The 22,220-nt window shown below is 73.5% G+C and carries 23 protein-coding genes and 5 tRNA genes; 17 read left to right on the forward strand and 11 right to left on the reverse strand.

Features of this window, described 5'->3' with window-relative positions; all coding sequences use genetic code 11:
* Positions 1-18 precede the first annotated feature (18 nt).
* Both PV341_RS07440 and PV341_RS07445 read left to right on the forward strand, forming a co-directional pair.
* Entirely contained in the window at positions 19-408 is a 390-nt protein-coding gene (locus PV341_RS07440; protein ID WP_500323809.1) for a hypothetical protein, read from the forward strand.
* Positions 409-423: 15 nt separating this feature from the next.
* Positions 424-497 (forward strand) — tRNA-Met (locus PV341_RS07445).
* A gap of 73 nt (positions 498-570) precedes the next feature.
* Here PV341_RS07445 and PV341_RS07450 read toward each other — a convergent pair.
* Positions 571-840 carry a DUF6343 family protein gene (locus tag PV341_RS07450; RefSeq protein WP_500323810.1) on the reverse strand — a complete coding sequence of 90 codons (270 nt, stop codon included), beginning with the start codon at positions 838-840 and terminating at the stop codon, positions 571-573.
* A gap of 138 nt (positions 841-978) precedes the next feature.
* Between PV341_RS07450 and PV341_RS07455 the strand changes: the two genes are divergently transcribed.
* From PV341_RS07455 to PV341_RS07490, 8 genes are all read left to right on the forward strand, one after another.
* Complete coding sequence (locus tag PV341_RS07455; protein WP_500357074.1) at positions 979-2,079, forward strand: MFS transporter; 1,101 nt, start codon at positions 979-981, stop codon at positions 2,077-2,079.
* A 35-nt stretch (positions 2,080-2,114) separates the two neighbouring features.
* Complete coding sequence (locus PV341_RS07460; RefSeq protein WP_500323812.1) at positions 2,115-2,639, forward strand: SigE family RNA polymerase sigma factor; 525 nt, start codon at positions 2,115-2,117, stop codon at positions 2,637-2,639.
* Positions 2,640-2,700: 61 nt separating this feature from the next.
* Positions 2,701-3,918: a hypothetical protein gene (locus tag PV341_RS07465; protein ID WP_500357076.1), complete on the forward strand. Its 1,218-nt coding sequence runs from the start codon at positions 2,701-2,703 to the stop codon at positions 3,916-3,918.
* 157 nt (positions 3,919-4,075) lie between these two features.
* Positions 4,076-5,548: an FAD-binding protein gene (locus PV341_RS07470; protein WP_500323814.1), complete on the forward strand. Its 1,473-nt coding sequence runs from the start codon at positions 4,076-4,078 to the stop codon at positions 5,546-5,548.
* Positions 5,549-5,577: 29 nt separating this feature from the next.
* A complete protein-coding gene (locus tag PV341_RS07475) occupies positions 5,578-6,309 on the forward strand; it encodes a tyrosine-protein phosphatase (RefSeq protein WP_500357078.1) in 732 nt (243 codons plus the stop codon).
* Positions 6,310-6,401: 92 nt separating this feature from the next.
* Positions 6,402-6,878, forward strand: a complete 477-nt coding sequence (locus PV341_RS07480; RefSeq protein ID WP_500323816.1) for an SRPBCC family protein — start codon at positions 6,402-6,404, stop codon at positions 6,876-6,878.
* Positions 6,875-7,228 (forward strand): ArsR/SmtB family transcription factor, encoded by a 354-nt coding sequence (locus PV341_RS07485; protein ID WP_500323817.1) that lies wholly within the window; start codon positions 6,875-6,877, stop codon positions 7,226-7,228. The genes PV341_RS07480 and PV341_RS07485 overlap by 4 nt, the downstream gene beginning before the upstream one ends.
* A 5-nt stretch (positions 7,229-7,233) precedes the next feature.
* Entirely contained in the window at positions 7,234-7,779 is a 546-nt protein-coding gene (locus PV341_RS07490) for a hypothetical protein (RefSeq protein ID WP_500357080.1), read from the forward strand.
* Between the two features lie 47 nt (positions 7,780-7,826).
* On the opposite strand, the gene PV341_RS07495 is transcribed toward PV341_RS07490, so the two are convergent.
* Positions 7,827-8,066 carry a hypothetical protein gene (locus PV341_RS07495; RefSeq protein WP_500323819.1) on the reverse strand — a complete coding sequence of 80 codons (240 nt, stop codon included), beginning with the start codon at positions 8,064-8,066 and terminating at the stop codon, positions 7,827-7,829.
* Between the two features lie 13 nt (positions 8,067-8,079).
* The gene (locus tag PV341_RS07500; protein WP_500323820.1) at positions 8,080-9,231 is read right to left on the reverse strand and encodes an inorganic phosphate transporter; all 1,152 of its coding nucleotides are present in this window, start codon (positions 9,229-9,231) and stop codon (positions 8,080-8,082) included.
* A 175-nt stretch (positions 9,232-9,406) separates the two neighbouring features.
* Here PV341_RS07500 and PV341_RS07505 point away from each other — a divergent pair, with 175 nt between their 5' ends.
* Positions 9,407-10,042: a DUF4291 domain-containing protein gene (locus PV341_RS07505; protein WP_500323821.1), complete on the forward strand. Its 636-nt coding sequence runs from the start codon at positions 9,407-9,409 to the stop codon at positions 10,040-10,042.
* On the opposite strand, the gene PV341_RS07510 is transcribed toward PV341_RS07505, so the two are convergent.
* Both PV341_RS07510 and PV341_RS07515 read right to left on the reverse strand, forming a co-directional pair.
* Complete coding sequence (locus PV341_RS07510; protein ID WP_500323822.1) at positions 10,017-10,394, reverse strand: MmcQ/YjbR family DNA-binding protein; 378 nt, start codon at positions 10,392-10,394, stop codon at positions 10,017-10,019. The genes PV341_RS07505 and PV341_RS07510 overlap by 26 nt on opposite strands.
* Before the next feature lie 165 nt (positions 10,395-10,559).
* Positions 10,560-11,915: a M14 family metallopeptidase gene (locus tag PV341_RS07515; RefSeq protein WP_500323823.1), complete on the reverse strand. Its 1,356-nt coding sequence runs from the start codon at positions 11,913-11,915 to the stop codon at positions 10,560-10,562.
* A 177-nt stretch (positions 11,916-12,092) separates the two neighbouring features.
* On the opposite strand from PV341_RS07515, the gene PV341_RS07520 reads away from it, so the two are divergent.
* From PV341_RS07520 to PV341_RS07545, 6 genes are all read left to right on the forward strand, one after another.
* Positions 12,093-12,165 (forward strand) — tRNA-Gly (locus PV341_RS07520).
* Positions 12,166-12,181: 16 nt separating this feature from the next.
* A tRNA-Glu gene (locus tag PV341_RS07525) sits at positions 12,182-12,253 on the forward strand.
* A 20-nt stretch (positions 12,254-12,273) separates the two neighbouring features.
* A tRNA-Cys gene (locus PV341_RS07530) sits at positions 12,274-12,345 on the forward strand.
* A gap of 16 nt (positions 12,346-12,361) precedes the next feature.
* A tRNA-Ala gene (locus PV341_RS07535) sits at positions 12,362-12,434 on the forward strand.
* 36 nt (positions 12,435-12,470) lie between these two features.
* Positions 12,471-13,832: an SDR family NAD(P)-dependent oxidoreductase gene (locus tag PV341_RS07540; protein ID WP_500357081.1), complete on the forward strand. Its 1,362-nt coding sequence runs from the start codon at positions 12,471-12,473 to the stop codon at positions 13,830-13,832.
* 1 nt (position 13,833) lies between these two features.
* Positions 13,834-15,012, forward strand: coding sequence for a leucine-rich repeat domain-containing protein (locus PV341_RS07545; RefSeq protein WP_500323825.1), 1,179 nt, complete (start codon positions 13,834-13,836; stop codon positions 15,010-15,012).
* Here PV341_RS07545 and PV341_RS07550 read toward each other — a convergent pair whose 3' ends face one another.
* The 6 genes from PV341_RS07550 to PV341_RS07575 are packed head-to-tail and all read right to left on the reverse strand — an operon-like array spanning position 15,013 to position 22,206.
* A complete protein-coding gene (locus PV341_RS07550; RefSeq protein WP_500357083.1) occupies positions 15,013-16,869 on the reverse strand; it encodes an ATP-binding protein in 1,857 nt (618 codons plus the stop codon).
* Positions 16,866-18,266 (reverse strand): vWA domain-containing protein, encoded by a 1,401-nt coding sequence (locus PV341_RS07555; RefSeq protein ID WP_500357084.1) that lies wholly within the window; start codon positions 18,264-18,266, stop codon positions 16,866-16,868. The genes PV341_RS07550 and PV341_RS07555 overlap by 4 nt, the downstream gene beginning before the upstream one ends.
* A complete protein-coding gene (locus PV341_RS07560) occupies positions 18,155-19,222 on the reverse strand; it encodes a hypothetical protein (RefSeq protein ID WP_500357086.1) in 1,068 nt (355 codons plus the stop codon). The genes PV341_RS07555 and PV341_RS07560 overlap by 112 nt, the downstream gene beginning before the upstream one ends.
* Positions 19,223-19,259: 37 nt before the next feature.
* Positions 19,260-19,880 (reverse strand): TetR/AcrR family transcriptional regulator, encoded by a 621-nt coding sequence (locus tag PV341_RS07565; RefSeq protein ID WP_500323829.1) that lies wholly within the window; start codon positions 19,878-19,880, stop codon positions 19,260-19,262.
* A complete protein-coding gene (locus tag PV341_RS07570; RefSeq protein ID WP_500323830.1) occupies positions 19,868-20,617 on the reverse strand; it encodes an enoyl-CoA hydratase family protein in 750 nt (249 codons plus the stop codon). The genes PV341_RS07565 and PV341_RS07570 overlap by 13 nt, the downstream gene beginning before the upstream one ends.
* Positions 20,617-22,206 (reverse strand): 4-coumarate--CoA ligase family protein, encoded by a 1,590-nt coding sequence (locus PV341_RS07575; RefSeq protein ID WP_500357088.1) that lies wholly within the window; start codon positions 22,204-22,206, stop codon positions 20,617-20,619. The genes PV341_RS07570 and PV341_RS07575 overlap by 1 nt, the downstream gene beginning before the upstream one ends.
* Between the last annotated feature and the right edge of the window lie 14 nt (positions 22,207-22,220).

Below are 22,220 nucleotides of genomic sequence, written 5' to 3' on the forward strand. Positions count from 1 at the left end.
CCGTGGGAGTGTGACGCCGTGACCTCCCGGACCACCGCGCCCGACGGCCGCGTCGCCTCCGTCCTCCGCTTCACCACCGAGCTCGTGGCCTGGGTCGCGACCCCGTGGGCCCTGGCCGGGCACTCCTGGCCGCTCGCCGCGCTCTCGGTGGTCGTGCTCGCCGGCCTGCCGACGGTGTTCGCCACCCCCGGGGACAAGGCGCAGGTGATCGTCCCCGTCCCCGGCGCGGTGACCGTCGCGCTGGTGCTGCTGCAGCTCGGAGCGGCCGTCGTCTCCTCCTGGGCGGCCTGGCCCGCCCCGGTCGCGGTGCTGGTCGGGGTCCTCGCGGCCGCCACCGTCGTGGCCGAGATCCCCCGCTGGCGGTGGCTGACCGGGAATGGATTTGGTCCTGGCGCCGACACCCCGTAAGGTTGCGTTCAACGACGCGGGGTGGAGCAGCTCGGTAGCTCGCTGGGCTCATAACCCAGAGGTCGCAGGTTCAAATCCTGTCCCCGCTACTGAAGCCGAGGGCCCGGTGCATCAGCACCGGGCCCTCGGTCTTTGCCTGCCCGTGCGTGTCCGGCCGTGCGCTCAGCGTTTGCGGAGCGGTTCGTAGGGCGGGACGTCGCGCCCCGGCTGCCAGTGCGCGCCCTGGCGGATGTGCCGGACGATCAGCACCAGGTCGGTGCCGGCGGCGAGCGCCAGCAGACCGAAGAAGACGGCCCACCCGGTACGCCCCAGGTCGGCGAAGAGCACCGTTCCCGCGATCGCCCAGACCAGCCCGAAGGCCGCGAGTGCGAGCCGCATCCGCAGTGCGCTGCGAGCCCGCAGGGGCTCGTTCCCGCTCCGTCCCATACGCATGGAAAACGCCTCCTCATCCGGTTCGTACCCGGCTACGCTCGTCCCATGACATGGCGACATTGATCCGCACCGGAGTCCCCACTGGCGCGCAGGCTCTACGCCTACGCCTTCCTCGAGGACCTGATCCTGCTCTACCCGGTGTACGCGGTGCTCTTCGCGGGTGCCGGGCTGTCCGAGGCGGGGATCTCCTCGCTCTTCGCCGTCTGGTCCCTCACGGCGTTCCTGCTCGAGGTGCCCTCGGGCGTGTGGGCCGACCGCTTCTCCCGGCGCGCCCTGCTCACCCTCGCGCCGCTGCTGGCCGGGGCGGGCTTCACGCTGTGGACCCTGTGGCCGTGCTACGCGTCCTTCGCCGCCGGGTTCGTCCTGTGGGGCGCCGGGTCCGCGCTGCGGTCCGGGGCGCTGCAGGCCCTGGTGCACGAGGAGCTGACCCGCGTCGGCGCGGCGCACGCGTACGCCCGCCTCACCGGCCGGGCGCAGGCAATCGGCACCACGGCGGCCCTGGCCGCGACCGCGCTGGCGGGACCGCTCCTCGCGGCCGGCGGCGACCGCGCGGTCGGGCTGGCCAGCGTCGCGGTGACCGTGCTCACCGCGCTGGCCGCCCTCGCGCTGCCCGAACCCCGGGCACGCGGCGCCGGTGCCGACGAGGGCGGCGGCGCGGCCTCGTACGCCGGGCTGCTGCGCGAGGCCCTCGACCAGGCCCGGCACACCCCCGGCGCCGGGCGCATGGTGACCGTCGTCTCCCTGGTGGCCGGCGCGACCGCGCTGGACGAGTACGTCCCGCTGCTCGCGCAGGCGACGGGCGTGCGGCCGTCCTTCGTCCCGCTGCTCGTACTCCTGGTGACCGCGGGGGCCACGGCCGGCGGCTGGCTCGCCGGCCGCGGTACCCGCTGGGCCCCGCTCGCACCGGCCGCCGCCGTGGTGTGCCTGACCGCGGGCGCGGCCGGCACGCATCCGGCCGGCCTGGCACTGGTGGCCGTCGCCTTCGGCCTCCTCGACTGGGCGACGACGGCCGCCGACGCCCGCCTCCAGGACCGCATCACCGACCGCACCCGTGCGACGGTCACCTCCTTGGCGGGCCTGGGCTCCGAGGCCGGATCGCTCCTGCTCTTCGGCTGCTGGGCCCTGGGCTCCCACTGGTCCGGGCCGGGTCCGCTGTTCGCCCTGGCGGCGCTGCCGCTGCTGCTTCCTGTGCTCCTGCTGTGGAGATGCAACATTTCCCCACCCCCACGAGGTCAGTGAGGTGAGGGCGACGCCGGACGACGACGGGGTGGGACATGCACGAGGACCGTACGAAGGACTTCCTGGACTTCGCGAGGACCCGCGCTGCACATCTCTTCCGGTCGGCCTGCCTGCTCACCGGCGGTGACACCCATCTCGCCGAGGACCTCGTGCAGGAGACCCTCGGCAAGCTGTACGTCACCTGGTGGCGGGTGTCCCGCGTGGGCAACCCCGCCGGGTACGCCCAGACCGTGCTCGTCCGCACCTTCCTCAGCCACAGGCGGCGGCGCAGCAGCGGCGAGTCCCCCACGGGCGAGCTCCCCGACGTGCCCGCGGACGCCGGCGGCTCCGACAGCGACACGGCCCTGCTGCGGCTGACCCTCCTGGACGCGCTCGCCCGGCTGGCGCCCAAGGACCGCGCGGTCGTCGTCCTGCGCTACTGGGAGGACCGGAGCATCGAGGAGACCGCCGACGCGATGCGGGTCAGCTCGAGCGCTGTGCGCAGCCGGTCGGTGCGTGCCCTCGCCAGGCTCCGCGAACTGCTCGGCGACAGCCTCGCGGAACTCGTCTCCTCCCACTGACTCCCCCCACCGGCTTCCCTTCCCCTTACGACCTCTCCTCTCCTCCGGACGGTGGTTCACCATGCCCTTCGAAGACGACCTCGGCGCCGCTCTGCGGAGCACCGGCGACAGTTTCAGCACCGACAACCGCGCCCTCGTCGCGGCCGGCCTCGCGCAGGGCCGCAGCCTCCACCGCCGCCGTACGGCCGCCGTCGCGGGCACCGTCGCCGCCGTGGCGGCCGCGGGGGTGACCGCCGCCCTGGTCGTCCCCCGCGGCGGCGCCCAGGACGTGGGCCCGGCGACGACGGGCACGATCGCGAACTTCGGATGGGGCCCCGAGACGGCCTCCGACCGGAAGATGGTCGCGCTCTTCGAGGACCTGCTCCCCGCGGGCAGGATCCTGGCCGGGCACGCCACGGACACGCGGCCCTCGGCGCACATGGTCCCCAGGGCCCAGGTCGTCTGGGACGACGGTCACGGCGCGTCGACGATCGCCGTCGCCCTCAGTCGCGCCACGCCCGGCCAGGAGCGCACCCGTTGCCCCGACCTCACGCTCATGAGGGAGGGCAGCACCTGCACGCGCACGGAACTCCAGGACGGGTCGGTGCTGGTGGTCATCAGGACCTGGGAGTACCAGGACGAACGCACGGGGCCCAAGAACTGGCGGGCCGTCCTGACCACCCGTGAGGGCCACCAGATCGAGGCCGACGAGTGGAACGCCACCGAGCAGAAGTCCGAGCACACCACCCGGGACGACCCGCCGCTCAGCGCGGCGCAGCTCGGTGCCCTGGTGCGTGCGACGGAGTGGAAGCGCCTGTTCGCCGTGTTCCCGGAGGCTTCGGCCTCGTCCGGGGAGCCCCGCCCCGGATCCGGCGAGGTGAGCGGCACGGAGATCCTGAAGCGCCTCAAGGCCGTCATGCCGGCGGGCCTGAAGATCACCGCACCGGTGGGGGAGGACGGCTACGCCCACGTCACGGTGGACGACGGTCACGGGCCCACGCTCGTCGAGGTCAACGTCCAGCACTGGGCCGAGGAGGACTTCGGGGACCTGAACTTCTCCGACCCCCAGACCCTGCCCGACGGCACCAAGGTGCAGACCACTCAAGGGGCGGGGGACAAGGGCGGGGCCGGGATCCAGCAGTGGACCGCCGACACCCTGCGGCCCGACGGGCTGCGGGTCGTCATCTCGGAACTCAACTCCGGTGGCTACCACCGGCCTCCCACGCGCACCACGCCCGCCCTCGGCATGGACGCCCTCGTGAAGGCGGCGACCGACCCCCGGTGGGAGTCGCTCGGATGATCACCCGGGCGGCCCGCCCGGCGGGCCGCCCGCCATGGGGTCGGTTAGCGTCGCCGGTGGCCCCACGGGATTCCACGAGTCGCTGTTGACGGGGGGACAGCAGGCCTAGAATCCGGGACTGTTGCAGTGTCCACCGACCCGTTCAGGGGGAGCGCGCATGTCCCACCTCGCGTCCAGACGTGCGATGTTGCGGACGGCGGCGACGGCCGCGGGCGCCGTGGTCGTCGGATTCGACCCCCTGGGCCGCAGTTGGGCCGTGGCCGCGACGGCCGCGGACCGGGCGGACGGCACGCTGGCGGGGCTGCCCCACCTGGACGGGACGCTGTTCACCGACGACGCCTCCCTCGGCGCCGCCGCGGACGACTTCGGGCACATCGTGCACCGCAGGCCGGTCGCGGTGCTGCGTCCGGGGTCGGTGGACGACGTCGTCGCCATGGTGCGCTTCTGCAACCGGCACGGGCTGAAGGTGGCGCCGCGCGGCCAGGGCCACGGCACCTACGGTCAGGCGCAGGTCGACGGCGGGCTGGTCATCGAGACCACGCCCCTGGCGGGGATCGGCCCGGTCGGAGCGCACAGCCGTACCGTCACGGTCGGCGCCGGGGCCACATGGAGCGAGGTCACCAGGGCCACCCTGGCGCACGGGCTCACGCCGCCCGTCTTCACCGACTACCTCGAACTCTCCGTCGGCGGCACCCTGTCCGTGGGCGGACTCGGCGGGCAGAGCCACCACCACGGCGCCCAGGTCGACAACGTCACCGAGCTGCACGTCGTCACCGGGGCGGGCGAGTCGCTGCGCTGCTCCCCGTCGCGGCACCGGGACCTGTTCGAGGCGGTGCTGGCGGGCCTGGGGCAGTGCGCCGTCATCGTGTCGGCCACGCTGCGCCTGGTGAAGGCCCCGACGACGGTCCGGCACTACCTGCTGCCGTACCACGACCTCGGCACCTTCCTCGCCGACCAGCGACTGCTGGTCACCGACGGCCGGTTCGGCTACGTCGAGGGCCAGGTCGTCCCGGACGCGAACGGCGCCTTCCGCGGCTACGTCCTGGAGGCGGTCTCGTACGACGCCGCGCCCGACGACGCCGCGCTGCTGGCGGGGCTGCACCACGACACCGCGGGCGTGCAGACCGAGGACCTCGGCTACTTCGCCTTCCTCGACCGGCTCGCGGCCTCGGTGGCGGCGCTCAAGGCCGCCGGCCTGTGGGACTTCGCCCACCCCTGGCTCAACCTGCTCATCCCCGGGGACAAGGCCGCCGCCGTGGCCGGCGGCATCCTCGACGCGCTCACGCCCGCCGACCTGGGTCCCGGTGTCGTGCTGCTCTACCCGCTGCTGCGCGAGCGCCTGCACCGCCCCCTGCTGCGGGCCGGCCAGGACCCGGTCCCGTACCTGCTCGCCGTGCTGCGCACCACCCCGCCGCAGGACACCGCGACGGTCGACCGCCTCCTGGCCGCCAACCGGGCCGCGTACGAGGCCACCCGGGCGGCCGGCGGCACCCAGTACCCGGTCGGCTCCATCCCCTTCGGCCGCGCCGACTGGCGCGCCCACTTCGGCTCCGCGTGGCCCGCCCTGGCGGCGGCCAGGCGCCGGTACGACCCCCGGGGGATCCTCGTCCCCGGTCAGGGGATCTTCTGAGCGGGCGGCCCGCCCCGTAAGGTCCCCCCATGGGGAGACACATCGCGTTCGACCGACTGCACAACTTCCGCGACCTGGGCGGCTACCGCACGGCCGGCGGCCGCACGGTCCGCTGGGGGCGGCTCTACCGTTCCGACGCGCTCTCGAAGCTCGGGGGCACGGATCTGGAGCGCTTCGCCGCCCTCGGGGTGCGCACGGTCATCGACCTGCGCTACCCGTTCGAGATCGAGGCCAAGGGGCGCGTCCCGGAGGCCACCGGGGTCGCCTACCACAACCTCAGCATCGAGCACCGGCCCGTCGACCAGACCGCGTTCGGGCCGGAGGTCGAGACGACCGCCTTCTACGCCCGGCTGCACGCGGAGGTCGCGGCCGACGGCGTCAAGGAGCTGGCGCGCGCGCTCGAGGTGATCGCCGCCGACACCAGCGGGCCGCTGGTGTTCCACTGCGCGGCGGGCAAGGACCGCACCGGGCTGCTCGCCGCGCTGGTGCTCGGGCTGCTGGGGGTGTCCGAGGAGGACATCGTCGCCGACTACGCGCTGAGCGAGCTGGCCACCGCCCGCCTGCTCGCGGACTGGACGGCGGCCAACCCGGAGCGGAGCCTGCGCTGGCCCGGCTGGGGGAGGGCGCCCGCCGACGCGATGCGGATCTTCCTCGCCGGGCTCACCGCCGAGCACGGTTCCGTCGAAGGGTACGCCCGCGCGCGGCTCGGCACGGACGCCGCCCTGCTCACCGCCCTGCGGGAGGTGCTGCTCACCGGCTGACCCCCCAACGTGCAACTTATCGGTTGCGCGATATGGCCTTACGTGCAACCCTGGAGTTGCATGTAAGGCTGTCCAGCGACGGAGGAACCATCATGAGCACCCAGACCCAGGACCGGATCGAACGGGAGATCAGCATCGCGGCGCCGGTCGAGCGCGTGTGGGACGTCCTGACCAGGCCCGAGCACATCGGCCGCTGGTTCGGCGAGGACCTGGGCGGTGGCGGCGCGCCCGCGGACGTGGACCTGCGGCCGGGCGGCGCCTTCGAGATCGACCACGGCTTCGGCGTCTACCCCAGCCGCATCGTGAGCGTGGAACCGCCGCGCTACTTCTCCTACCGCTGGGCCACCGCCTTCCCCGGCGCGGAGGCCACGCAGGACAACTCCACCCTCGTCGAGTTCACCCTCACCGCCGACGGGGACGGCACCCGTCTGCGGGTCGTCGAGAGCGGCTTCGCGGCCCTCGCCATCCCCGAGGACCGCATCCCGTACGCCGGGTACGAGAGCCATGCGCAGGGCTGGGTGGACGTCACGGCCGGACTCGCCACGTACGTGGAGAAGCTGCCCGCATGACGCAGACCCGTACCGAGGGCGAGGAGGACGTCTTCGCCGCGCTGGCCGACCCGATGCGGCGTCGCATCCTGGACGCCATCGCCGAGCACGGTGACACCACCGCCACCGTGCTCGCGGCCGAGCTCCCCGTGTCCCGTCAGGCGATCGTCAAGCACCTCACGGTGCTGGACCACGCGGGACTGGTCGCCGGGAGGCGCACGGGCCGGGAGATGCGGTACGCCGTACGGCCCGAGCGGCTGGTGGCGGCGGCGCGGTGGATGGACCGCGTCGCCGCCCGCTGGGACGCCCGGCTGTCGGCCATCAAACGCCTTGCGGAGGAACCCACTTCGCGGGACCCCGGTGTAACCTGAGCGCCGTGAACGGGGAGAGGCCGCCGGACAAGTTCTCCGGCCGCATAGGCGACGGTCGGATCAACTGGCAGGTGGGCCTGCTGCTCGTCGTCGTGAACGTGGTGCTGCTCGCGCTGGGCGTGGCATCGACCTTCTGGTTCTTCGGGCAGGACATCGGCATCGCGGGGCTGTCCGTGGCGCTGCCCGCCATGAGCCTGTGCACCTTCCTGGTGCTCTTCACCGACTCCCGCGACGTGCGCACCGCCGTGATGTCCGCCTTCACGGTCCTCTACTTCGGTTTCGTCGCGGCCTCGTTCAACAACGAGGTCGCGCGGGCGATGGCGGACACCTCCGGCTTCCTCGACGACGTCTACGGCAGCTTCAACACCTTCATGATCGTGATGGTGGGCTTCTACTTCGGCGGCAAGACCGCGGAGAAGGTCGTCGAGAAGAAGCACGCCGGCGGGCAGGCCCCCGCCGCCGCCCCGCCTGCGGAGCCCGCCGGGGACGAGCGCGGCACCGTCACGCCGCTGCCCGCGCCCGCCTCGGCCGTGGACGCCAACCCGGCCTGACCGGCCCGGACGCCGCAGCCGGCCCCGCCGCACTTCGGCGCGGAGCGTCAGCCGGGGACGATCAGGTCGATGCCGTAGGCCGCCACCGCCAGGCACGCCGCGAAGCACAGGGCCGCCACGGCCAGGGCCGTCTTCTCCTGGGCGTCGCGCGACTGCCCGTCGCGCGGGCCTCCGCCGCCGGCGCGGCCCCACGCGGCGACGCCCAGCGAGAACATCACCACGACGGCGATCGTGATGCCGAGGCTGGCCCCGAACACGCTGCCGAGGTTGCCCCACTGGATGTCCATGCGGATCCGCTCCTCACCGTTGCCCGGCCGAGTGGCCGGCGGGGCTCGGCGCCGGCGCACCGGGCCGCGTGTCGTTGACGTTCTCCGCGGTCACCGGGCGACGGCGCGACAGGAGGTAGAAGCCCGCGGCGGCGGCGACGGCCACACCCGCCACGAGCGCCACGCCCAGGTCGCCGTGGTCCGCGACCCAGGCCGCGACCCCGCCCACGGCCGCCGCCGCGGGGAGCGTCAGCACCCAGGACACGGCGATCCGCCCGGCGACCCCCCAGCGCACCTGGGCCAGTTTGCGGCCCAGCCCGGCGCCCAGGATGCTGCCGGTGCAGACCTGGGTGGTGGACAGCGCGAAGCCCAGGTGTGAGGACGCGAGGATCACGGAGGTCGCGCTCGTCTCGGCGGCGAAGCCCTGCGGGGACTCGATGTCGGTCAGCCCCTTGCCCATGGTGCGGATGATCCGCCAGCCCCCCACGTACGTGCCGAGCGCGATCGCCAGCCCGGCGCTCAGCACCACCCACCACGGCGGACCGGAACCGGGGGCGAGCAGTCCCCCCGAGATGAGCGTCAGCGTGATGACCCCCATCGTCTTCTGCGCGTCGTTGGTGCCGTGGGCGAGCGCCACGAGCGAGGCGGAGCCGATCTGGCCGGCCCGGAAGCCGCGCTTCACCTCGTTGCCCCGGGTCCGTCTGGTGATCACGTAGGCCAGGTACGTCGCCAGCATCGCCACCACGCAGGCCACGACGGGTGAGGCGACCGCGGGGATCACGATCTTCTCCAGGACCTCGCCGGCGTTGACCGCGGACGCGCCCGCGCCCACCCAGACCGCACCGATCAGCCCGCCGAACAGGGCGTGCGAGGAACTGGAGGGCAGGCCGAGCAGCCAGGTGACGAGGTTCCACAGGATGGCGCCCACCAGCCCGGCGAAGATCATGACGGCGGACACCTTGGCGTCGTCGACGATGCCGTTGGAGATGGTCTTGGCGACCTCCGTGGACAGGAACGCCCCCAGCAGGTTCAGCACACCGGCCACCGCCACCGCCACCCGCGGCGTGAGCGCGCCCGTGGCGATCGACGTCGCCATGGAGTTGGCCGTGTCGTGGAACCCGTTGGTGAAGTCGAAGGCGAGCGCCGTGACGATGACGATGACGATCAGAAAGGAGACAGTGGCCACCGCATACCTCCCACCCGGGTGCGGTGCAGTTCACCGGGCCCTTCGTAGCGATGTCGTGTCGGGATTCCAGGCTAGGCGAGGTGCCGGTGGGCCGCATGGCACGGCCCTCCGGACGGGCACGTCGCCGGAAAATGCCTGGCGGCGGGTGGCCCGTGGGGGGCACGATGCCCGCATCATGGAGAACACCGAGACGCCGTACCGCCTGATCAGGGCCGCGCACACCGAGGACGCCGTGACGGTCTATCAGGCGTACCGCCCCGAGATCGGTGACCACGCCGCGCAGCACGGGCGCTTCCCCGCGAGCTGGAGCCGCTCCCGGATGACGTGGATCAAGCCGTCGTTCCTGTGGATGATGTACCGCAGCGGCTGGGGCCGCAAGGACGGGCAGGAGAGGGTGCTCGCCCTCGACATCAGCCGCGACGGCTTCGACTCGGCGCTCCGGCAGGCCTGCCTGTCGCACTTCGACCGCTCGGTGTACCCCGACCGCGAGACCTGGGCCGAGCGCGTGCGCACCACGCAGGTCCGCGTCCAGTGGGACCCGGAGCGGGACCTCTCCCTGCGTCCGCTGCCGTACCGCTCGCTGCAGCTCGGGCTCACCGGCCGGACGACGCGCGACTACGCCGACCACTGGATCGTCCGGATCCGGGACGTCACCGCGCTCGCCCAGCGCGTCCAAGGGCTTGTGCGCTCCGGCGACCACGAGGCCGCGAAGGCGCTGCTGCCGCAGGAGCGGCCCTATCCGGTCGACGCGGCGACCGCCGCCGTGATCGGCGCGAGGACCGGGCTCAGCGGCCGTCCAGCTCCGCGATGAGCCGCTTCGGGGCGACCACGCGGTAGCTCTCCTCCACCCAGTCGCACAGCACCTCGGCGGCCGGCGCCGCCCCGGTGAGGGGGACCGTGACCCAGCCGGCCCCGCCGAGGCCGTAGCCGGAGGGCTCGGCGCCGGGGACCGACAGGGCGTGCTCGTGGACCTGGGGGTCCTTGAGCTTGACGTTGATGCCGGGAGGATGGCTGCCGTCGCCGGCACCGAGGAAGACGAAGACCTTCTTGTTGACCTTGACGACGCTCTCGCCCCAGGGGAACTCCTCGGCCGCGCCGGGCAGCGTGAGCGCGAAGGCGCGCACCTTCTCGCGCACGGCGAGCGGGTCGTGGACGGTGGTCACGGGGCCTCCCCGGGGCGGGCGCGGACGGCGGGCGACGGGCACGCGTACGCCCCGATCGTAGGACGGGGGCGGCCCGGATCCCGGGCAGGCGGGCCCCGCGACGCGCGAGGCCCCGCGACGCGCCAGGCGCCGCAGGGCCGGGCCGCGGGGGCCGTACCGGCCCGCTCATGAGCAGTACTGCGCCTCCTTGCCGATGGCGCGGTACATGCAGTCCGCGTTCTCCAGGAGCAGCAGCACCGCCTCGCGGTTGCGGCTGGTCTGGGCGGGGATCACCTCGTCGGGCGGGTAGAAGCCCGAGGAGCCGTTCGGGCCCGGGTACATCTCGAAGGTGTACGCCCAGATCCCCTGGTCGCCCCAGAGCCAGTCGTCGATCGACCCGTCGGTGATGTAGAGGTCGCTGGACTGCTCGGGGGTGTAGCCGTTGGTGGCGGCCATGGTGCGGCCGAAGGTGGCGAAGGTGTTGTACTGGTCGGCCGTCATCCCGGTGGTGGTGTTCGCGGTGGTGTAGCCGAAGGGCCACAGGACGAGCTGGCTGTAGGTGTGGAAGTCGATGCCCGCCGTGATCTGCTGCCTGCCGCCGACGACCCGGCCGCGTACGAAGTCCGCGACGAGCCTGACCTCGGGTGCGGACTCGGGGGACGCGCCGCGGTAGGTCTCGCTCGACTTGGTGCCGGAGGAGCCGCCGCAGCAGCCCCACCGGTAGTTCCAGTTGCGGTTGAGGTCGGTGCCGACGGCGGAGGAGCCGGAGTTGGGCTGGCGGTTCTTGCGCCAGCTGCGGTAGGAACCGGTCGCGATGTCGTACTCGCCGCCGTCCGGGTTGAGGTCCGGGATGATCCAGATCTCGCGGGAGTCGACGATGCCCTTGATGCGGCTGTCAGTGGCGTAGGTGTCGCCGAACTGGTGCAGCAGGTAGAGCGCCATCTCGACGGTGAGGTGCTCACGGGCGTGCTGGTGGTGGGTGAACAGCACCTCGGGCTCGGCCTCGTCGGTGCCGACGTTGTCGCTGACCTTGACGGCGACGATGTTCCGGCCGCCGTAGGAGGTGCCGATGACCTGCTGCCTCATGATGGCGGGATGCGCGGCGACCAGGGCGTTGATCTCCGCGGTCATCTCCGCGTGGTTGTGGTAACCGGAGTCGGAGCCGGGGAAGTCCAGCACCGAGGCGCCCCCGTCGGCGCCGCGGCCGCCGTCGCTCCCGGCGGGCGGACCGGGGAGCGCGGTGAGGCGGTAGCCCGCGGAGCGGAGTGCGGCTGCCTGGGCGGCGTTCGCGGTGACGACGGTGGAGTGGGTGCGGGCGGCGTCAATGGATACGCCGTGGGCGGCGAGCGCGGTACGGGCGGCGACGGTGCCGGTGCCGGCCACCTCGTACTGCCGGACGATCTCGTCGGCGGCGGCCGCGACGGGACGGCCGCCGGCGGTGGCCGGCGAGGCGTCGGCCTGGACGGCGAGCGAGGTCGCCAGGGCGCAGGCGAGCAGTGCGGCGGTGACCGTCGCCCGTCGGCCCGTTCGGGGGATGTGCATGGACGTCCTCCTGGGTGTGGGGGTAGCGCAGGAGTTCGACCCGATCGTGCGGTCGTGGCATGCGCGCGTCAAGATGTCCACGGTGCCTTCGGCTGTGAACGCCCGGAACCCTCCGGTGGATTGGCCGGGGGCCGCCCTGAAGGGCCCTGCGCGGCGCCGGTACGATCGGCGCAATGCCCGGACGTAGCGCAGAGGCAGGCGCGCCGTCTTGCCAAGACGCATCACGCCGGTTCGAATCCGGCCGTCCGGGCAGTCGGTGACACATGGGGCCCGTAGGGCAGAGGCAGACCCGCCGCCCTCTCAAGGCGGATACGCCGGTTCGAATCCGGCCGGGCCCCCGATAGGATCATCGCAATGCCCGGATGTAGCGCAGAGGCAGGCGCCCCGTCTGCACAACGGGATCACGCCGGTTCGAATCCGGCCGTCCGGGGCAGCCGGGGGCATATGGGTCCGTAGCGCAGAGGCAGGCGCCGCCGCCTCAGCAAGGCGGATACGCCGGTTCGAATCCGGCCGGACCCATCCCTCTTCGTCGCGGCGGGACATCGGGCAGGAGCCATGGGGGAGACGGGCGACATCACGGAGGCGGAACTCGCCGTCTTCGACGCGGTGGTGGGCAAGCTGCGCGCGCTGCCCGTCGACGATCCGGTACGGCTGAGGGCCGAGCAGGTGGCCGCGTCCTTCGCCCGTGACGGACGGCTGCGGCGCAGGAAGACCCGGCGGGACGGCCGGGCCATGGCGGACGCCGACGTCGTGGCGGCCACCGCGACCGGTGCGCGGGCACGCCGCGAGGACGCGCCCCTGGACGAGGTGGCGCAGGGAGGCGCCGCAGGGGAGTTCGCCAAACCCCGCCGCTGCTACGTCTGCAAGTCCTTCTACCGGCAGGTGGATGCCTTCTACCACCTGCTCTGCCCCGCCTGCGCCACGGACAACACCGCACGCCGGCGCCTGCGTACCGACCTCGGCGGCAGGCGCGTGCTGCTGACCGGCGGCCGCGTCAAGATCGGCTTCCAGCTGGCCCTGATGATGTTGCGCGACGGGGCCGAACTCCTGGTCACCAGCCGCTTTCCCCGGGACACACTGCGCCGCTTCACCGAGGCACCCGGCAGCGAGCAGTGGCTGCACCGGCTCACGGTCGTCGCCGTGGACCTGCGCGACCCCCGCCAGGTCGTCGGCCTGTGCGAACGGCTCCGCGAGACAGGTGAGCCGCTGGACATCCTGGTCAACAACGCGGCCCAGACGGTCCGGCGGCCACCCGAGTCGTACGCGGCCCTCACCGCGGGCGAGCGCGCGCCGCTGCCCGCCGGGGCGCGGCCCAAGGCCATGCTCACCGCTCCGGGATTCGGCACCGCCCCCGCGCTGCCGGCGGCCGCCGGTCCCACCGCCGAACTCCTGCTGGCCGGGACCGACGAGGCCGGGCTCCTGCCCGACACCGCCCCGGAGAACTCCTGGTCGGCGGAGCTCGGCGGCCTCGACCCGGCCGAGGTGCTGGAGACCCAGCTCGTCAACTCCCTCGCCCCGGCGCTGCTCTGCGACCGCCTGCTGCCGCTGCTGCTGGCCTCCCCGCGGCCGCGCCGCTACATCGTCAACGTCACCGCGGTCGAGGGGCGCTTCACGGTGCGCAACAAGACCGCCGGCCATCCGCACACCAACATGGCCAAGGCCGCCCTCAACATGCTGACCCGCACCAGCGGACCCGCACTCGCCCCACAGGGCGTCCACATGTGCAGCGTCGACACCGGCTGGATCACCGACGAGAACCCGCTGCCGAAGAAGAACCGGCTGGCAGACCGGGGCTTCCGCACCCCACTGGACGTCGTGGACGGCGCGGCCCGGGTCTACGACCCGATCGTGCGCGGAGAGGCCGGGCACCCGCTCTCCGGCGTCTTCCTCAAGGACTACCAGGAAGCCGAGTGGTGAGATGACGGACGACCGGCCCCCGTACGCGGGCGTCCCCGAGACCGTGCCGCGCCCGCACGCCGACCTCGAGCCGCTGCTGGGCTGGCTGCGCGGCGGCGAGGGCGTGCCCGAACGCCGGGACTTCCCGGCCGGCACCGCCCTGCCCGACGGGCGCCTCGACCTGTGCAAGCAGGCGCTGGGCCCGGAGGGGGCGGCCGCCGTCGCCGAGGCCCTGCGTCAGGCACCCGCCACCGGTGCCGTACGCCACCTGCTGCTCGGCACCGACGGACTGGGCGACACGGGCGCCGCCGCCGTCACCGAACGCACCGGGGGCACCGGAGTCGAGACGCTCTACCTGGGCTGCAACGGCATCACGGCGGGTGGCGCCTGCCGCATCGCGGACAACCTGCGGGCCTCACCGCAGGCCGTCACCGGGGTCTGGCTGAAGCGCAACCCGCTCGGCGGCGGCGCGGGCGAGGCGGGTGCCGGACTCGTGGAGTCGGCACGGTCGTTGCGCACCCTTGACCTGGTGCAGACCGGACTCGACCCCGCGGGCCTCGCCGTGCTGGCCGACGCGCTGGTCGTCGCCGCCCGCTCGGGACGCGCCGTGGAGCGGCTGTTCGTCGGCGGCAACGCGCTCGGCACGGCCGGAGCCGCCTGCCTGGGGACTGTCATCACAGCGGGAGCCGTCGCCGAGCTGTACGTGTCGGCCGCCGGTCTCGGCGACGAGGGAGCCCTCGTGCTCGCCGAGGCCCTCGCCCGGGCGCCGCACGGCCGGCTCACCCGGCTCTCCGTGGCCAGCAACGGCATCGGAGCGGTGGCCTGCGCCCGCCTGGTCACCGCCGCGACGGCCGCGGGTGTGGAACTCGTGGACCTGGGGCGGGTCAAGGCCGCCCGCGTCCTGGGCGCCGCGGACAACCAGGTCGACGTCGAGGCGGCCACGGCGATGGCCGCGGCACTGACCTCGGCGCCGCACAGGCTGACCCATCTCGTGCTGGCCCACACCGGAATGCGCAGCCGGGAGGCGCACCGTCTGCTCGACGCCGCCCCGGCTGCGGCGACCGCGACCCGCTACGTCCTCGGCAAGGGCATCGCGACCAGCGTCCGGCGGCGGCTGGACGCGCTCAGCGCGCACCTGCCTTCGCCGGCCGTGCCCGAGGACGTCGCCGCCGTGCGCAGCGTCCACCGCACCCCGCGCTGATCAGCGGGGCATGCGGGCGAAGGTCTCGATCCAGAAGCGCTGCGTCTGCTCCGAGGCGCCCACCAGGTAGGTCGAGCGCAGCTTGGGCGGCAGCAACGCCACCAGCCGGGCGACGGCCTTGCGGTGCCGCTTGAGCTGGGACAGCTCCGCGTTGGCGATCACCTGGTGGACGACGTCGCTCTCGTCGTTGCCCTCCCCGGACTCCTCCCGGGCCCGTCGCAGCCGTGCCTCCCAGGCGTCCACGTCCCGCGCCAGTTCCCGCAGCCCGGTCACCGAGCGGTTGGCGAGCCGGTCGACCAGCGCGGTCAGCGGCACCGGGGCGTACTCGCCGTCGCCGAGGTAGACCGTGGCCATCTGCAGGGGCAGACCGCGTTGGTGGAGCTTGATCAGCCGCTCGATGGTGCGCTTGGTGATCCAGGCGCGGCCCTCGTCGTCGATGTCGTGCTTCCACCATTCCAGCACGGTCTCGGCGAGGCCGCCGTACCGCGCGATCAGCCACTCGTTGGCCGGGATGTCGCCCGGTTCGACGGTGAGCGAAGCCGTGAAGCGCGTCGCCTGGGCGATGTTGTTGCGGGACACCATCAGCCGGCGGCCCAAATGGTACGGCGGGTTCTGCACCGCTATCTGGGCACGCAGGTTCTCGATCGGGCGCCCTGCCAGCGACCACTCCTGCGTGATCTCCATCAGCTTGGCGAACGCGGCCTTGTCCTTGGGCCGGTTGTACTCGTCCCAGACGATCGCCTTCGGCTCGCTCCCGGTGAACTTCTGCGCCAGCAGGGTGTCCAGTGAGCCGTCCCGGTCCGGGACGGGCGCGCACAGGTCCTCGACGTTGGTGACCGGCAGCGAGAAGTACAGCGGGTCACGGCCCAGGTCCTCGCGCAGCGTCTCGCGCACCACCTCGGTCTTGCCGCAACCGGGCGGCCCCTGGAGCAGCACCGTCCACCGGTTGCGCAGCGCCGCCCGCACCACCGAGCGCACCGGGTCCGGCACGGTCGCCGGGTTGGGCACGCCGAGCTCCGTGGCGATCCGGTCCAGGATCTCCGACGTCCGGTCCTGCCCCGGCCTGCCGTCCGGCCGGGGCTCCGCCAGGCGCAGCCGCTCGCCGTTGACCAGCGGCAGCCCCCAGCGCAGCGGGAGCCCCTCCCGCGCGTTGGCGAGGACGTGGTCGAGGGTGCGCGGGGAGAGCAGCTCGCGGACCGCCGGGCCGAGCGACGCCCACAGGGCGAAGACCCCGTTCAGGTCCCAGTCCCGGTACTTCTCGGCGAGCTTGCGCCGCCACGCCGTGTCGTTGGCGGTCACCCGCACCGTGACCATGCGGTCGAGGACGGCCAGGTCGCCGCGGCGCGCGGCCGTCTCGGACAGCGACTCGTTGTCGCTGAGGAACACCCCGACGCAGCCCAGCGCCCGCAGGTCGTACTCGCCGAGCGTCCAGTTGCAGGCGATCTGCATCAGCTGCGACTGGATCGTCTCGCCGGCCTGCAGCGAGTCGTCGATGAGCAGCACGAACGGGCGCCCCGGCCGCAGCTGGCTCATCACCAGCTGGCGCAGCACCAGTTCGTCCGAGTGCGGGTCACGGACCGGCGCGTTCACCAGGAGGTCGTCCGGGGTGAGGTTGGCAGCGGGCACGTAGACCAGCTCGGCGTGCGGATGGGCCTCGGCGACGTGCGAGAAGAACGTCGAGGTCTTGCCGATGCCGTGCTCACCGAAGACCTGCCCCGTCTGCCCCATGTCGATCATCGCGTCGATGAACGACTCCAGCCGGGAAGCCTCCGGCCGGCCCTCGGGCGGCCGTGGATAGGTGGCGTTGGCCCGCCAGGGCCGGGGGCCGGCCGTGGCGGTCGCCGCGGTGGTGGTCATCTCGCTCCTGTCGTCACGCGGTGGCAGGCCATGGGCGGGGTGTGGGCGTCGGGCCAGTCGTCGCCGCCCTCGGTGATCAGCCATATCCACTTGTCGGGCTCCTGCGGCGTGATGTGCGGGGCGTAGCCGTCGGTCAGCACGACCACCGCGTCCGGACGCTCCTCGAAGCGCCGCCCTCGGACTTCCGTACGCCCCTCCACGTAGTCGGCCACGGCCTGGAAGCTCGTGCCCCCGCCGCCGTACACCCGCTCGCCGGGGGCGAAGGGCATCACGACGCCGTCGAAGGAGAGCCAGTGGGCCTCCACGCCGTCGATCCGCCCGACGAGTTCGGTCAGCCAGGTGATGACGGAACCCGGCATGGACCCCGAGGTGTCGTAGGCGATGACCAGCACCTTGTCGCGGACGGGGCCGCGCCTTGAGAGCATCGGGTCGTGGCCGAGCGCCGCCAGCAGCGCGCCCCGCTTCTTCGGGTAGACCAGCCGCTCGCCCTCGCGCAGCTTCGAGGCGACCACGTCGACCAGCCACCGCTGCCACCAGTCCACCCGCCGGGTCCTGACGGTCTCGCCGCGCAGCGTCCCGGCGCCCAGCTGTCCCCACAGCCGGGCCGTGCGCTCCGAGGCGCCCTCGGTGCGGCCCATGAGGTCCAGCAGCTCGCGCTCGGCTCCGGTGTGCCCGCGGCGCGCGGCCAGCAGCGAGTTCAGCAGGGAGGAGGAGACCAGTGCGTCGATGGTGCCCTGGTCGCCCGGTACGCCCTCACCCTCGAGGTGCACGCACGACGACGTCAGGGGCACCGGTGGGTGCTTCATCCGCTTGAGCTCGGTGTAGACGCCCATGTCGGTCTCGACGAACTCCGCATAGGACAGGGGTGTCAGCCCCTGCTCCGTCAGATCCCGCTCGTACGCGGCGTGGACCTCGTGCGGATCGACCCCCGTCGGCCGGCCGTCCCGCAGCGGCAGGGCCTGCCGTCGTAGGCGGACCAGCGCCACGTGGTTGATCGCCACCTCCGCCGCGGTGGAGAAGACCGGGTCCTCCCGCAGCGCGGGCTCGGCGAACAGATGCCGGTGCACCACGTGCCGGGCCTCGTGGAAGAGGACGAACTTGACCCCGTCCAGCCCCAGGTCGACGAAGAACGCGGGGTTGTACAGCAGGAGGACGGAGCCGTCCCCCGAGGCCACCACCGCCGCGGTGTCCACGGCCGTGGTCGGGATCTGGTGCGGGCACTTGGCGTACAGCCAGGACGCGACCGCCGACTCGGTCAGCCCGAAGTCCAGCAGCGCGGCCTCCTTCAGCCGCTCGGCCTCCGCCACGACGACCGGATCCGCCGGATGCCACTGCTCCAGCGCCCGCCGGTCGGCGAGGTCGACCACGGGTCGTCGCCCGCGCTCGTCGCATCCCATGTCGGCCCCCCACGTTCGTGCCCCGGACCCTCCTGGCCCCTTGGTGACTCAGTGTTACCAGAGGCCACTGACAACGGGCCGTCGGCTTCCTCCCCGGCGCCCTCCCCGACGCCCTCCGCGATCGCCCCCGCCGTCGTGATCAGCTCCGGCAGCGTGCCCGTGAACGTCGGCAGGAGCTGCGTCAGCACCGCCCACGCCTCGGTGTTGCCGCCCAGCTCCGTGCGCACCAGCGGCCGCAGCGCGTCGGCGGCCTCCGGCAGCCGCAGCGGGAACGCCCAGCGGCCCATGGCCAGGACGCGCAGGGCGTCGCGTGCCGGACGCGTGCCGGTCGCGTACGCCCCCGGGCCGTCCACCACGCCCGCGTCGCGGAGCCGGTTGGTGAACTTGCGGTGCGTGCCGAACTGCGTGCGCAGCTCCGGCGGGCAGTCGGGGCGGATCGCCAGTGCCCAGCGGGCGTAGCCCGGCAGCGGCTGCTCACGGTCGGCCTCGGCCACCGCGGCCCAGTCGTCCCGCCCCACCGTCAACGCGGCGGCCCGGCCCTGGGACATGCCCGTCACGGCACGCAGCGCGGCGACCAGCGCCTCCGGCCCGGCCGGCAGGGCGAGTTCCGGCGCCGGAAAGTGCGCGAGGTCCGCGTGCACCTGCACTCGTCGGGAGCGATCCGGCCCGTACGGAAGGCCGTTGAGGATGTCGTACCGGACGCGGTCGTCGGTCCGCCAGTGGTGGTACACCAGCGCGTTGGTCCGGGGATCGTCCTCCTGCAGGATCCACCAGAGCACCGACGCCGGCAGGTTGTGCCACAACGGGCCCCACATCAGGTGCTCCGGGGGCTTCGCGACGGCCGCCGGATCCTCCTCCGGCACACCCGTCCGGCTCCGCGCACGCGCGGCGAGCGCCGGGTCGACCAGACCCAGCAGGAAGCCCAGTTCGCCGGCGGACACCGCCTCGTTCAGCATGCCGTGATCGTCTCACCCGGCACCGACAGCGGGCGACTCAAAAACCCCGGCGCAGCACCCCGTCCAGGACCGCCGACCACTCGCGGACGATGCCCGCCCGGCGGGCGCTGTCGTCGCTGAGGAGGTTCGCCAGCCCCAGGCCGCGGGCCATGTCGAGGGTGGCCTGGACGGTCTCCCTGACCCCGGCCACCGCCTCGTCCGCGCCGAGCATCTCCACGGCGAGCCGGTGCGCCTCCCGCCCGATGCGCGCCTCCAGCGAGGTGACCCGGGGCCGCAGTTGCTCCTCGTTCGCCGCGGCGACCCACAGGTGCAGGGCGGCCCGGAAGATCGGCCCTGTGTAGAGGTCGACGACCATGCCGACCACGGCGTGCGTGCGGGGCACGCCCTCGCGGGGGAGGGCGTGCGCGTGCTCGCGCAGGGCGACCAGCCACTGTTCGGCGACGAACTCGATGGCCCCGGTGAACAGGTCCTCGCGGGTGGGGAAATGGTGCTGGGCCGCACCCCGCGACACCCCCGCGCGCTCGGCGACCACGGTCACCGTGCTGCCCGCCCAGCCGCGTTCGGCCAGGCAGGCGACGGCGGCCCCCAGCAGCCGCTGCCGCGTGGCGCGGCTGCGGTCCTGCTTGGGCGTACGGGTGCCGGCGCTCACAGCGCCCATGGGGCCTCCCGCCGTTCGAGGAACGCCCGCATCCCCTCCGCGGCCTCGGGCGAGCCGAACAGCCGGGCCGACTGCTCGGTCAGCGCCGCGGCGTCCCGGTCGAAGACGCGCAGCACGGCGGCCGTCGTCAGCGCCTTGGACTCCGCGAGCCCCTGCGGCGACGCCGCGCGCAGCCCGGCGAGGATGCCGTCCAGCGCCTCCTCCGGCGCGGCGACCAGGCCGGTGCGGACGGCCTCCGCGGTGTCGAAGACCTCGCCCGTCAGGTAGTGCCGCGCGGCGGACCGGGCGTCCATGCGCGGCAGCACGGTCAGCGAGATCACGGCCGGGGCGAGGCCGAGCCGTGCCTCGGTGAAGGCGAAGCTCGCTCCCGCCCCCGCCACCGGGACGTCACAGGCCGCCAGCAGCCCGAGGCCGCCCGCGCGCACGTGACCGGTCACGTGCGCCACGACCGGCTTGGGCAGTTCCACGATGGCCCGCAGCAGCGCCACCAGCCGCCGCGGCCCGTCCGGCGACGCCGCCTCCTTCAGGTCCGCGCCCGCGCAGAAGGTGCCGCCGGTGTGCGTGAGCAGCACCGCCCGCGTGGCCGGGTCCTTGCCGGCCCGGGCCAGCGCGTCGGACAGCTCGTCGACCATGCGTGCGGACAGCGCGTTGCGGTTGTGCGGGGAGTCCAGCGTGAGCGTGGTGATCCCCCGGTCGTGCGCGCTCCGCACGCAGGGTGCCGCGGCGTCGTCGGTCATCAGGTGGTACCCCTTTCCCGGGCGCGCAGTTCACGCCGGAGGATCTTGCCGCTCGCGGCCCTCGGTATCGCGTCGGTGAACTCCACCCGGCGCACCTTCTTGTACGGGGCGACCTGCGCGGCCACGTGCGCGATCACGTCGTCCGGCGTGAGGCCGGAGCCCTGCTGCGGCACCACGTACGCCTTGGGGATCTCGTTGCCGTCCTCGTCCACCACGCCGATGACCGCGGCGTCGGCCACCCGCGGGTCGGTGAGCAGCACGGCCTCCAGTTCGGCGGGCGGCACCTGGTAGCCCTTGTACTTGATCAGCTCCTTGACCCGGTCGACGACGTGCAGCCACCCGCCGGCGTCCACCCGGCCGACGTCGCCGGTGTGCAGCCAGCCCTCCTCGTCGATCATGGCGGCGGTCTCCTCGGGCCGTCCCAGGTAGCCCTTCATGACCTGCGGACCGCGGATCTGGATCTCCCCGGTGCCCTCGGCGGCGGCGTCCCCGCCCTCCTCGCCGAGCGGCACGATGCGCATCTCGGTGCTGGGCAGCAGTTTGCCGACCGCGCCGGGCGGCGCGTCCCGCGAGTCCAGCGGCACCACGTGCGTGCCCGGGGAGAGTTCCGTCATCCCGTACGCCTGCAGGATCGGCGGCAGTCCCAGCCGCTTGGAGCAGGCCTGGGCCAGCTCCGCGTCGAGCGGGGCCGCCGAGCACAGCACGTACTCCAGCGAGCTCAGGTCGTGCGCGGCGACCGCCGGGTGCTTGGCGAGCGCCAGCACGATCGGCGGGGCCACGAAGAGGCCCTGTACGCGGTGGGTCGCCACCGCCTTCAGGAACTGCTCCAGGTCGAAGCGCGGCAGCACCACGACGGTGGCGCCCTTGCGCAGCGGGGCGTTCATGAGCGCGGTGAGCCCGTAGATGTGGAAGAACGGGAGCACGGCCAGGATGCGGTGCCCGGGGCCCATCGAAAGCGTCGGGTCCAGCTGGGCCAGGTTGGTGGCGATGTTGCGGTGGGTCAGCATCACGCCCTTGGGCACGCCGGTGGTGCCCGAGGAGTACGGCAGTGCGGCCAGGTCCTCGCCCGGGTCGAAGGTGATCTCCGGCTCGGGGGCGGTGGAGCCGAGCAGGTCCAGGACCGAGCGGTGGCCCTCGGCGCTGTCGCAGACGAGGATCTCCCGCACGCCGCCGGCCTGCTCCGCCGCCTTGCGTGCGGTCTCCAGCAGCGGCGAGACGGTGACGATCCACGAGGCGCCGCTGTCCCGCAGCTGCCGCGCGAACTCCTCGGCCGTGGCGAGCGGATGGACGGTGGTGACGGCCGCCCCGGCGCGCGTGGCGCCGTAGAAGACCGGCGGGTAGGCGATGGTGTTGGGGCTGTGCAGGGCGAGAACGTCGCCCTTGCGCAGGCCCGACTCGGCCAGCGCCGCGGCGATGCGGTGGGTGAAGGAGTCGAGCTGCGCGTAGGTGAGCGTCGTGCCCTCGACCCCGTCGACGAGCGCCGGCCGGTCGCCGAACTCGGCGGCGTGGCCCAGCACGGCCTCGTGGATCGGCAGGTCGATGGCGGGAACCGCGGGGTACTCGCTGTGGAACACGGCCGGCTGTGCCATGGCCGTTCCCCCCT

The organism is Streptomyces sp. PA03-1a (genome assembly GCF_033792805.1).
Lineage (GTDB): Bacteria > Actinomycetota > Actinomycetes > Streptomycetales > Streptomycetaceae > Actinacidiphila.

What these genes read in the sequence shown, in the direction of transcription:
- PV341_RS07450 (WP_500323810.1), bottom strand. Translation starts at nt 840, where the DNA reads ATGCGTATGGGACGGAGCGGGAACGAGCCCCTGCGGGCTCGCAGCGCA.
- PV341_RS07460 (WP_500323812.1), top strand. Translation starts at nt 2,115, where the DNA reads ATGCACGAGGACCGTACGAAGGACTTCCTGGACTTCGCGAGGACCCGC.
- PV341_RS07465 (WP_500357076.1), top strand. Translation starts at nt 2,701, where the DNA reads ATGCCCTTCGAAGACGACCTCGGCGCCGCTCTGCGGAGCACCGGCGAC.
- PV341_RS07470 (WP_500323814.1), top strand. Translation starts at nt 4,076, where the DNA reads ATGTCCCACCTCGCGTCCAGACGTGCGATGTTGCGGACGGCGGCGACG.
- PV341_RS07475 (WP_500357078.1), top strand. Translation starts at nt 5,578, where the DNA reads ATGGGGAGACACATCGCGTTCGACCGACTGCACAACTTCCGCGACCTG.
- PV341_RS07480 (WP_500323816.1), top strand. Translation starts at nt 6,402, where the DNA reads ATGAGCACCCAGACCCAGGACCGGATCGAACGGGAGATCAGCATCGCG.
- PV341_RS07485 (WP_500323817.1), top strand. Translation starts at nt 6,875, where the DNA reads ATGACGCAGACCCGTACCGAGGGCGAGGAGGACGTCTTCGCCGCGCTG.
- PV341_RS07495 (WP_500323819.1), bottom strand. Translation starts at nt 8,066, where the DNA reads ATGGACATCCAGTGGGGCAACCTCGGCAGCGTGTTCGGGGCCAGCCTC.
- PV341_RS07505 (WP_500323821.1), top strand. Translation starts at nt 9,407, where the DNA reads ATGGAGAACACCGAGACGCCGTACCGCCTGATCAGGGCCGCGCACACC.
- PV341_RS07515 (WP_500323823.1), bottom strand. Translation starts at nt 11,915, where the DNA reads ATGCACATCCCCCGAACGGGCCGACGGGCGACGGTCACCGCCGCACTG.
- PV341_RS07540 (WP_500357081.1), top strand. Translation starts at nt 12,471, where the DNA reads ATGGGGGAGACGGGCGACATCACGGAGGCGGAACTCGCCGTCTTCGAC.
- PV341_RS07545 (WP_500323825.1), top strand. Translation starts at nt 13,834, where the DNA reads ATGACGGACGACCGGCCCCCGTACGCGGGCGTCCCCGAGACCGTGCCG.
- PV341_RS07550 (WP_500357083.1), bottom strand. Translation starts at nt 16,869, where the DNA reads ATGACCACCACCGCGGCGACCGCCACGGCCGGCCCCCGGCCCTGGCGG.
- PV341_RS07555 (WP_500357084.1), bottom strand. Translation starts at nt 18,266, where the DNA reads ATGGGATGCGACGAGCGCGGGCGACGACCCGTGGTCGACCTCGCCGAC.
- PV341_RS07560 (WP_500357086.1), bottom strand. Translation starts at nt 19,222, where the DNA reads ATGCTGAACGAGGCGGTGTCCGCCGGCGAACTGGGCTTCCTGCTGGGT.
- PV341_RS07565 (WP_500323829.1), bottom strand. Translation starts at nt 19,880, where the DNA reads ATGGGCGCTGTGAGCGCCGGCACCCGTACGCCCAAGCAGGACCGCAGC.
- PV341_RS07570 (WP_500323830.1), bottom strand. Translation starts at nt 20,617, where the DNA reads ATGACCGACGACGCCGCGGCACCCTGCGTGCGGAGCGCGCACGACCGG.
- PV341_RS07575 (WP_500357088.1), bottom strand. Translation starts at nt 22,206, where the DNA reads ATGGCACAGCCGGCCGTGTTCCACAGCGAGTACCCCGCGGTTCCCGCC.